General features: G+C 57.1%; 8 protein-coding genes. All 8 read left to right on the top strand.

What is annotated here, in order from left to right:
* The first annotated feature begins 502 nt into the window (after positions 1-502).
* The 8 genes from AC1XOS_RS16195 to AC1XOS_RS16230 all read left to right on the top strand — a co-directional run bounded on the left by AC1XOS_RS16195 (position 503) and on the right by AC1XOS_RS16230 (position 8670).
* Positions 503-739: a hypothetical protein gene (locus AC1XOS_RS16195; RefSeq protein ID WP_481963262.1), complete on the top strand. Its 237-nt coding sequence runs from the start codon at positions 503-505 to the stop codon at positions 737-739.
* Positions 740-879: 140 nt separating this feature from the next.
* Positions 880-1650 carry a PspA/IM30 family protein gene (locus AC1XOS_RS16200; RefSeq protein WP_481963263.1) on the top strand — a complete coding sequence of 257 codons (771 nt, stop codon included), beginning with the start codon at positions 880-882 and terminating at the stop codon, positions 1648-1650.
* A gap of 3 nt (positions 1651-1653) precedes the next feature.
* Positions 1654-2511: a class II glutamine amidotransferase gene (locus AC1XOS_RS16205; protein WP_481963264.1), complete on the top strand. Its 858-nt coding sequence runs from the start codon at positions 1654-1656 to the stop codon at positions 2509-2511.
* Positions 2508-3056, top strand: coding sequence for a hypothetical protein (locus tag AC1XOS_RS16210; RefSeq protein ID WP_481963265.1), 549 nt, complete (start codon positions 2508-2510; stop codon positions 3054-3056). The genes AC1XOS_RS16205 and AC1XOS_RS16210 overlap by 4 nt, the downstream gene beginning before the upstream one ends.
* The gene (locus AC1XOS_RS16215; protein ID WP_481963266.1) at positions 3053-3904 is read left to right on the top strand and encodes a carbohydrate kinase family protein; all 852 of its coding nucleotides are present in this window, start codon (positions 3053-3055) and stop codon (positions 3902-3904) included. The genes AC1XOS_RS16210 and AC1XOS_RS16215 overlap by 4 nt, the downstream gene beginning before the upstream one ends.
* Before the next feature lie 20 nt (positions 3905-3924).
* A complete protein-coding gene (locus tag AC1XOS_RS16220; protein ID WP_481963267.1) occupies positions 3925-4704 on the top strand; it encodes an RNA polymerase sigma factor in 780 nt (259 codons plus the stop codon).
* 6 nt (positions 4705-4710) lie between these two features.
* The gene (locus tag AC1XOS_RS16225) at positions 4711-5379 is read left to right on the top strand and encodes a hypothetical protein (protein ID WP_481963268.1); all 669 of its coding nucleotides are present in this window, start codon (positions 4711-4713) and stop codon (positions 5377-5379) included.
* A complete protein-coding gene (locus AC1XOS_RS16230; RefSeq protein ID WP_481963269.1) occupies positions 5380-8670 on the top strand; it encodes a tetratricopeptide repeat protein in 3291 nt (1096 codons plus the stop codon). It abuts the gene before it with no gap.
* Positions 8671-8899 lie beyond the last annotated feature (229 nt).

An 8899-nucleotide genomic window follows, 5' to 3' on the forward strand; every position in this document is an offset into this window, starting at 1 on the left:
AAGTGTGACTTGCTCTGTGCAAACTGTCATCGAGAGCTGGAAGAGCGGCTGAGGTTGCGCGAAGACGAGCCTGACGAAGGGAACGTTTAGGCGATGCCGAATTGTTAGCCCTGCATGAGCTCTTCACGTCAAGAGTATGCCCAGCTAGCGCGTGGGTGTGAGTCCAATCTGATCGCCTGTGCCCGGCGTTTGGTACGGGGTGATGATGACCGCTGGCGGCGTGAGAAAAAATGGGGCGTGGGAGTCACGGTAGACGAGCTCATGGCAGGGGGAGAGGTCGGGCCTACCTCCACACGGGCAGAGAGCGCCGATACCCACTTGCTCCAGATAACCCTAGACGAGCCGCTGGAAAAAGCCTTGGCCACTCTGCCCGATGCTCTGAGGCTGACGGTGACCCTACTCGTCTGTCGCGTGCTCGCTTTCAGCTCGTCGAAGGGCTGCAAGACTATGCCCGAGAAAGGGGACTGGCATGAAACACGGCTTCGAAAAACCTTGTCCCCACATGAAAAATCTTCTTTCTGCTCTCGTAGACGGCTCTCTGACGGGAGTAGCACGCTGGTATGCAGAAAATCACGCTCGTCGCTGTCCGGGCTGTAGCAGTGCTCTCAGTAGCCTCAGTACGGTTCGTGAGCGGGTGCGTGCGCTCGGTGTGCCATCTTCTGAGGCGCTCCAGCTCTCCCAAGAGCGCTGGGCCAGCATCGAGGCGGCTTGGGTAGAAGTAGATCAAGCGGAAACCTGAGGCTAGGTAACTTTCGTACCGAAGTTTAGAAATATCTGTCTGGTATAATTTCACATGCAACCGGAAGCGCTTTGCGGGTGTCGGATAGCCAGTACAAAAAACGCACCGCTACCTAGTGCGCAAGGAGAGAGTTAAAAGCCATGTTGAAGCGATTTATGGCCTTGGTAAGGTCCTGGTTTGGCAGAGGTCTAGATGTCTTAGAGAACCCTGATGTTTTATTGGATCAGGCCAAGCATGATATGCAAGAGATGCACGCCCGCAACCGAGAGCGTGCGGTGGTTGCCATCACGGCAAAGAACAACCTGCAAAACCAGGTAGATGATCTGCAAAAGACCGTAGATAACCTTCAGGCAAAAGCGGAGTTCGCCCTGAAGCGCGGCGATCGCGAGCTGGCACTGCAGCTCCTCAAGGAGAAGCAAGGCTACGAGCAGAGCCTCCAGAGCGCCCGCGAGACCCTCGCGACCGCTATCGAGACGGCAGAGCAGGTCAAGGTCGCCATCAAGCGTGAGGAAGAGCAGATTCGCCAGAAGACGGCGGAGGCACTCGCCCTCAAGGCCAAGTGGAAGCAAGCGCAGATTCAGTCTGAGATGGAGAAGCAGCTCCAGGGTATGGGCACCTGGGAAGACACCAACAACACGTTTACTCAGGCCAAAAATAAGATCAATAACAAGCTCAGCGAGGCCAAGGCTCTCAATGAGATTGGTCAGACCAATGTCGAGAGTCGTCTGCGACAGCTCGAAGTCACCGAGACCGATGTTGCGGCACAGAGTGAGCTGGAAGCGCTGGAGGCCAAGCTAGGGCTGGCCGCGCCGATCACGCAGAGCGTCACCGCTCCAACCAATGAGATTGAGGCCGAGCTGGCCCGACTGGAGCAAAAAGTCGGCGGCAGTGGTGGCTCCACAGGTCGCTAGCCCGTGTGCCGTCTTTTAGGACTAGTTGCAGGCCCGTCGGAGATTTCTCCGGCGGGCCTTCCCTCCTTCCCGACCCTTCCCTCGTGGCAGCACTGCGTCGGAGCACCCCATGCTCTGCGCCACCAGGCGGAGCTTGGCAAAGTTCCTCCCGATAATCCACCGGGCCACGCCGACTCCTGGGGAGTGGGCTGGTTTGATACCGCGGGCCAGATCTCTCTCTTGCGCCAGGTCGGCTCCGCTCAGGGCTCGGCCTACTTTGTCTTTGCCTCGGAGGCGGCTTCTAAAAGTGCCTGCGTCTTTCTGGGGCACCTGCGAAAAGCCTCTTGTGGGGCTATCACGAGCGACAACGCCCATCCCGTGCGTGTAGACCCCCTAGAGGGCCAGAGTGGAGATAGCCTGCTGGTGATCCACAATGGCACCCTCAAAGGAGGGCTACTGGGCTGGCTACGAACCGAAGGCGAGCAGGCGGGGCGTCCCGAAGCACTCTCGGACTCCGATACCGTGGTGCTGGCCGGCTGGCTTGCTGCGGAGATCGGGGGAGTCTCGGCCGAGAAGCGACAAGCGGCTTTGGCAGAAGCACTGCGGCGCTTGCTGGCTCAGGCGGAGTTAGAGGGCGACCCCACGCGGAGCTACACGGGAATAAACTTGCTCATTGCGGCTCCTGAGGGACTCTATGCCCTCCGACAATTTTCTAAAAATGCAGAGTATTACACGCTCTTCGCCCGACCCCTCGTGAGGGGGGGCTGGGTGTTGGCTTCAGAGCAGACGGACACCGAGCCAGGCTGGGAAGCACTGAGCCCCGGTGAGCTGGTATTCTATGGGGCAAGTCATGGCACGGTTGAGAAAGAAAAATTGGTATGAGTATTCCAGATAGAATCGGGCGGCTGGGAAAAGCCTATGTGGGCGTGATCAAGGACAAGATCGACTCTGAGCTAGGCGAGCGGGAGGCCGCTCTGAGCGAGCTAGATAGCAGCCCCGGCGATAGAGTGCCTGCTTCTGCCTCAGGAAGGCGTGTACCACCGCCTCCCCAAAGTGAGCTCTCGGACGTGGATAGCCTCATGCGTCGTGCGGAAGAGAAGATCGCCAGCGCTCGCCGGGAGCTGGAGTCGCGCCAGGAGCTGACTCCACCGGCGGCGACGGTCTCTGCGCCTGTGTCGCTGCCTGTGGACACCAACCCCTTGGCCGCTGATTATCGTGTTCTGAATCTGTCTCCGGGGGCGAGTTTAGGGGAGGTGCAGGCCGCCTACGAGGACTTGCTGCGCCGGAGCGATCCCAAGCGCTTCCCTGAGGGCTCCAATGAGCAGGCTCAGGCACGCCGGATTCTGGAGCGCGTCAACCTAGCCTACGAAAACCTCCGCCGTGAGAACAACCCCACCGAAGATCGGTTCGCCAAGCTGGAGCTGTGAGCGCACAACCCCAGGTGGTGGTCTACGGAACCGTGGCGCTGGATCGGCTCCTGCCTTTTGGCACAACCCGATGGCAGGAGTTTCCCGGTGGGGAGGCGCTCAACACGGCCTACCAGCTTGCAGGCTGGGGCGTAGATGTTGCGCTGGTAGGAACGGCCATTGGGACGGATGCCGAAGGGGAGCGCCTGCGCCAGCTGATAGATATGGCTGGGCTCTCCCGGGCGCATATCCCGGATGATCCGAGTGCCGTTACTCCCGTCTGTGAGATTTGCATTGGCCAAGATGGTGAGCGGCAGATGCAGGGACGTGGCTTTGCACAAGCGGTCGCTCCACCCGTGCCGGAGGCGCTGTTTGCCCACAAGCCCGTTGTCGCCGTAGACCCCAACCTGGGAACAAGTGCCCTCCAGACCGCGCTCCGTGCGGCTGCACTTGGCTGCTCTGTTGTCGCAATGGACTTTGTCCACGTGCCGGAAGTGGCCGCAGTCGCCACACTGCTGCAGTATAGCCCCGAGTCACTGCGTCGCTTTGGCCCAGCTCAACTGACAAAGTCCAAAGCCCGCGTCGAGATTTTTACTCAAGGAAACGAAGGAGGAACTGTCACCGATGACACGGGCTCGTGGCACTACCCTGCCTATCCCAGCTTCGATATTCTGGACACGACGGGAGCAGGGGACGCTTTTCGCGCCGGGCTCTGCTATGGACTACTTCAGAGCTGGCCGCTCAAAAAGACCGTTGACTTCGCCAGTGCGGCGGCCGCCTGCCACTGTCGGCGGCTGGGGGGGGCGTCTCAGGTCCCTCTGGAGGAGATTGACGCGCTCCTGTCGAAAAAAACGCAAAATATTTTTTGAGTCTCTATCAGAATCCGCCTATGTCAACCGTACTACATGCAGAAGAGGGAGTTGTTGCGCTCCGCAAGGCACTTCGCTCCGGGCAGTCCACCGCGATTGATAGGGCTGCCGCACCGTATATCACCTCGCTTCGGGAACCACTGGTGGCCTATGCTGATCGGCTGATCCGCTCGTCGTGGCGTCCGCTGGGGCTGGAGGGCGACGATCTATTGCAAGATGCTTGGCTCCGAGCGCTTCGCTATCTTACCGAGCCTGCGGGGGAGGCCATTGGGACCTTTGAGCATCTCCGGCGGCTGTTGATGCGAATGATCAAGCAGCGCTTTTTAGACATGCTGGATCGTGCGGAAGGCCGCGATGAGAAGGGCTACGACGAGGCACAGGCGGAGCAAGTTGCGGAGGGAGGAAGCGATCTGGGTGAAGGGCTTCTCTGGCTGGAGTCAGGTCAGCGCCAGAAGCTAATCGGGGCCCTTTTTGCAGGGGAAGAGGCGTTTAAGGCCGCTTGCTCGCGGAGGCCCAAGCGGCGTGCGCGGCACTACCAAGGCTACGTGCTCTTCATATTGGCGCAGTTCTACCAGAATGAGGTGCTCTCGGATCGGGCCGCGGCAAGTCTTTTTGAGCGCTACATCGCTCTGCTCGGGGTCTCGAAGTCTGACTGGGCGACTTTAGAAGCGGTGGCCGCGCAGCCCGAAGCAGGTGAGGCCGAGCTAATGAGCGCAGTGAGTGCTCTCTGTGAGACGAATATTGCGGATCGGGGGAAACTGAGCGTGCTGCGCTACGAGCTGGGACTGCTGGCGGGATAGAAGACCATGAAAATTACGAACGATCAGATTGTCGCTGTGGCTGAGGGGAGCGCGGATGTGCTCACCGAGCGCCTGGTGCTTGCTGCCGCCCTACACGATCCCGCGCTACAGCGACGTCTCACGCTGCTGCGCTCTGTGGATGCCATAGAGGCAGAGGCCGACGAAGAACCACTTCCTCAGCTCGCTCCTGCACGGCTTGCCCGACTCACCGAGGGGATGGAGGTTGCTGCGCGGCGTGTGGGGCGGGAGTTTCAGGAGAGCCAAGTGGCCCCCTCACCAAGCTGGCTCGCCGCAGTCCGTGGCACTCTCCGACGAAGCTTTCTTCTGCAGAGACGCTCCGTGCGCCTCTCAGCACTCGCCCCGGCCTTGGCCGCCGCCGCCGAAAGCCTGCACGTTCAGCGCGATGTTTTTGATGTTGATGGCATGCATATCGAGATCCATCAGCTTCCTGAAAACCCGCCTCGGCTGCGCTTTTTGGTGGATGCCAGCCAGGCGGAAGGCTTTCTCACCGAAGAGGTGAGTGCGGCGACTCTGGCGCTTCAGGAAGAGGGGGTTCTTGATCTGTGGCTGGTGACGGTTCCTCTGAATGCGGAGGGGCGTGGTCTGTGGGAGCAGCCTGCCCCAACGGTTCGTGGGGCCGTGGGCTTGCTGGGTGTGGCGCTGGTAGGGGAGTAGATGCCACCCAAGGTGCTAGAGCGGCTACAAGCACTACTGGAGCGGCGCACGGGCGCTCCGACAGCCGCAGCAGCTCCCACTCTGGTCTGGCTGGCTCTGAAGGCGCTGGAGCACCCAGAGCTGGCTCCGTATCTTGCCGATCCGCTCTTGCCCTGCGCGGGAGAGTTTCTGAGCTTGGACAGCCAGCAGTGGGCGCTCCAAAACGCCTCTGTGGGGCTTCTTGACAAGAATATCCCCTGCCTGGGAATGCTCTGGGGGGCACTCTACCGTCCTGCGGAGCAGAAAGCAGTGGCGTGCCGTGTGGCCGTTGCCGCGCTCCCTGTCGAGAACCTAGCCACGACCGGCTGGCCTGACCCCGAGCCAATCTTATTGGTAAGCGCCGATGTGAGGCAAAGCGCGGAGGCGGCTCTCACGGAAGCGCTTCGGCTGATTGAGCAAGTGGGACTGCCCCCGCCTCGCCCTGTCCGGCTCCTCTACGCGGTAGAGCAGGCGGAGGAAGCCGTGGGGGACTCACTCGGGCTGCCACTCTTTCTGGCAATGCTCTCTGCTCTGACGGAGCGGCCACTAAACCCTGCCTGGGGCGCGACGGGAGCGCTGCTCAAGGGGACTCTCAAGTCGGTGGGCTGGATCGGGGCAAAGGCGGAGTCTCTCGCGGCACACGATGTGACGCTGCTCTGTCCCGAAAATGTCTCCACACTCGCTGAGGCGGCGGCGAAGGCGCTCTTGCAAGGGGATGTTTTCACCCAGCCAACCCGCACGCAGACCTATCCTCTGGTCTCTGAGCCGACATTCCTAGCCGCCGATACGGAGCTTCCTGATCCTCTGGGGGCGCGAGCAGGGATCGCGGCGTTTGAGCAGACTGTCTGCGCGGCTCTGGAGCGTCACGGGGGCTTTCTCTACCGGCAACAGGCAGGCGTGGAGGAGGGCGTGCGTGCGGCCTTTGCAACGCCACAAGAAGCGTGTGCCGCCGCCGTCGCGGTGCAACAGGCTCTGCTTTACCGGCTCTGGCCAGAAGGCACAGTGCCCCTTCGGGCGCGTATTGGTATTTTCAAAGGGAGTGCGGAGCGCGTGCAAGAGGGCTACTTTGGGGCGGCACCAGGGCAGGCATTACGGCTGATGCAGGCGGCACAGCCCGGACAGATTCTCCTTCCCGAGGAGCTCGTCTCTTTTACTCCAGCGCCGGTTATGCCACTGGGAAAGCACCGCCTGCGGGATCTCTCCATGACCCTGACTCTCTACCGGCTGGATGCGCCCGGTGTTCCTCTCTGTGACTTACCTCCTCGGACACTTCGGGTTCGCAACCACAACCTGCCGCTAGAGCCTAGCCCGCTGCTGGGGCGTGAGGCGGATCTAGCCGCGATTCGAGGGCTGCTGGAGAGCGGAAAGCGGCTAGTGACACTCACCGGCCCTGGAGGAGTGGGAAAGACCCGCCTTGCGCTTCAGGTGGCCGCTGAGCTAGCAGAGCGCTATCCCGATGGTGTCTGGTTCGTCCCGCTCGCTGAGGTGCAGGAGGAAGGAGGGCTTGTCCATGCGATTGCCGAAGCGATGGGGCTCGCCATTCGCGATAGCCGGGTGAACTTTATCGAAGCCCTCGCCGAGCGCCGTGCCCTTCTGGTACTGGATAACTTTGAGACCGCTCTGGCTGCCGCTTCCCGCGTCGCCCAGCTTCTGCGTCAGGCTCCAGAACTCACCTGCCTGGTGACCTCACAAGCCCTCCTCTCTCTCTCCGGCGAGTGGCGCTTTGAAGTGCCTCCTCTGGTTCTTGCTGAGGCGGAGCGCCTGTTTATTGAGAGAGCGCTTCAAGCAGAGCCGGGGCTCTCTCTTTCCGAAGCCGATGTGGCGTGTATCGGTCGCATTTGCCAGCGCCTAGAGGGGATGCCTCTTGCCGTCGAGCTTGCCGCCGCCCGTCGCCGCCTTTTCTCATTGGAGGAAATCGAGTCTCGTCTCGACGATGCCCTGAGCCTTCTTATCACCCGAACCCGTGATGTCCCGGAGCGTCAACGCACGCTCCGTAGGGCTCTAGAGTGGTCGTTTAGCCTCCTCGATCAGGAAGAGCAAGGCCACTTTCTACGGCTCTGCGTCTTGCCCGGTAGCTTTAACTTAGAGGCCGCAAGAGCTGTCTGTGAGGAGCCCGAGATTGGGGAGTGGTTGCTAGCCCTGGAAGAAAAATCTCTCTTGCGAAAAGAATCGAATGACCGCTGGCGAATGCTTAGTATCGTCCGAATTTTTGCTCAAGAACGTCTCCATCAGGCTACTGCTGAGCAAGAAGCGGCTCACGAAGGCTTATTGACCTACTGTATTGATCTTTCGTGTCGGTGTGCGGAGCATCTGGATACAGAAAAAGAGCAGGTGATTTTCACGATTCTGGATGCTGACTTTGATCTTATCCGAGCGTCCATGGAGTTAATGTATTATCAAACACCTCAGCGTTTTGCTGAGTATCTTCTTAACCTTGATTTTTTCCTTCGTCGAAGAAGATATCTAAGTGAACTCGAGCATTGGTGTGATCTAGTTCTAGAAAGAGCCGAACAATTATCTTTGTCTCTCAAAGGAAGACTCTTGATTGTTAAATCCTATCTCCTACGTGAGCGGGAAAGGAACGAAGAATCAATAGAAATTCTAAAAGAAGTCGAATCTATTTCTAAGCAGATCAAAGATGATTTTATGTATGCAGATTCTATAAGTAGTCAAGGAATTATATTGGTTCGCAAAAAAGAATATGACAAAGCGATAGCTTTTTATGATACCGCGATTGATATTTATATTAATAATAATAATCTTGTTCGTTATGTTAGAACTTTAAATAGTCGTGCGCAGGCAAAAATTCGCCAACAGAAATTTTCTGAAGCCGAAAAAGACTTGATTCAAGCCAATGAAATTGGAGAAAAAATACACTGCACGCGAGACTTATGTGTGACGATGAATAATTTGGGATATTTATTTTATACTTGTGGGGATTATGATAAAGAAATATTTTATACGGAAAAATGTATAGAATTACTTTTGGGTGTTGATGATAAATTGTCATTTATTGCTGCAATAATGAATTATTGGAATAATAGAAGTCGTGTATTTAAGATAAATATTAGAGTTTTTATTATAGGTGATATTATTTATAATCGTGTTGGTATTCCCAAGATTTTATACGATAATCATGCTCTTATAAAATCTATTTCTGAACGAGATGGTATAACTAATGTTAATGAGATTTATGATGAATATCGTGATACGGACTTCTCGGATTTGAAAATGATAAAACGAATGTTAGATGAATTGGCATATAAAGTGTAGGGCTAAATATATGTGAATATCATCTAGATTTTTTAATTCCTAAGGCTTAGAGATTTTTTTACCTTGCCTTGCCTATTGGTGAACTTTAGGGTAAACTTTGTCGAATCTTGTAGACTCGATTGTGGAAGAGCGTAGTCAGGGTCATCGAAGACGCGTCTTGATCACGAGAGGGTACAACCTTTTAGGAATGGAGAATTATCATGGCATACGGTCATGTATCGAAAAAAAA

The sequence above is a fragment of the Armatimonas sp. genome, assembly GCF_964826245.1.